The organism is Polaromonas sp. P1_E1_2 (assembly GCF_056406035.1).
This window is the reverse complement of sequence record NZ_JBFUAZ010000926.1, coordinates 1-1,065: the sequence shown is the minus strand read 5'-3', so window position 1 is coordinate 1,065 and position 1,065 is coordinate 1. Positions and strand designations below refer to the sequence as shown.

Below are 1,065 nucleotides of genomic sequence, written 5' to 3'. Positions count from 1 at the left end.
GTGACATGGTGGCCCGCGCCAAGTGGGACGCCTGGAACAGCCTCAAGGGCACCTCGCAGGACGATGCAATGCAGCAGTACATCGATTTGATCGCCGATCTGAGCTAAGACTCTCCTCCACAAAAAAAGCGGCACAGTCCCGGCGCGATTTGCACCGGGGCTGTGCCGCTTTTTGCTGGCTATTAAAGACTTCAGTCGGCTTTAATGTTCGCCAGTTTCACGATCCGGCCCCACATCTTGCGCTCGTTGTCACCCAGGGTAGCCAGCTCGGCGCCGCTCATCACAACCGCTTTCGCGCCTTGCTCTTCGGCGCGCTTCCTGAAGCCTTCCGACTCCACCACCTGCTTGATGGCCAGCGAGAGTCGGCCTTGCAGGTCGGCGGACAGTCCTGTCGGCCCGTAGACCGCGAACCACGACGATGCCACCAGCGGCACGCCGGTCTCGATGGCGGTCGGCACATTGGGTTGCGCGGCCAGGCGCGTGCGGCCGGTCACCATCAGCGCCTTGAGTTTGCCTGCGCGGATGTGCGGCAGCAGCGGCGGCGGTGTGGTGATGGTGAAGTCCACCGTGCCGGCCAGCAGGTCGTTCAGCGCCGGGCCCGTACCGCGGTAGGGGATGTGCACCATGAAAGTCTTGGTCAGGTCCTTGAGCAGCTCGGTCGTCACATGCTGCAGCGAGCCGTTGCCACTGGATGCATAGTTGACCTTGCCGGGGTTGGCCTTGACGTACTTGATGAAGTCCACAAAGTTGTCGGCGGGAAAGTTGCCGCGTACCACCAGCAGCTGCGGCGCGTCAATCAAATGGCCCAGCGGCTTGAGGTTGGTCGCCGGGTCAAAGCCGGGCACCGGCTGGATCAGCGGCGTGATGCATTGGTAGCCCGAGTACTGCACCAGCAGGCTGGTGCCATCGGCCGGGCCTCGCGCGACCATCTGGCCGGCGATGTTGCCGTTGCCGCCGCCGCGGTTGTCCACGACCACCGAGGTTTGCAGAATCCTGCCCAAGGGCTCGGCCAGCATGCGCGCCGCAATGTCGGTGGTGCCACCGGCCGCCGTGGGAACAATGAGTG

General features: G+C 63.9%; 2 protein-coding genes. One reads left to right on the top strand and one right to left on the bottom strand.

What is annotated here, in order from left to right:
* The coding region (locus AC1D1P_RS24150; RefSeq protein ID WP_477674765.1) for an acyl-CoA-binding protein at positions 1 to 107 on the top strand (107 nt) is incomplete at its 5' end.
* Positions 108 to 190: 83 nt separating this feature from the next.
* Here AC1D1P_RS24150 and AC1D1P_RS24145 read toward each other — a convergent pair.
* The coding region (locus tag AC1D1P_RS24145; protein WP_477674764.1) for a Bug family tripartite tricarboxylate transporter substrate binding protein at positions 191 to 1,065 on the bottom strand (875 nt) is incomplete at its 5' end.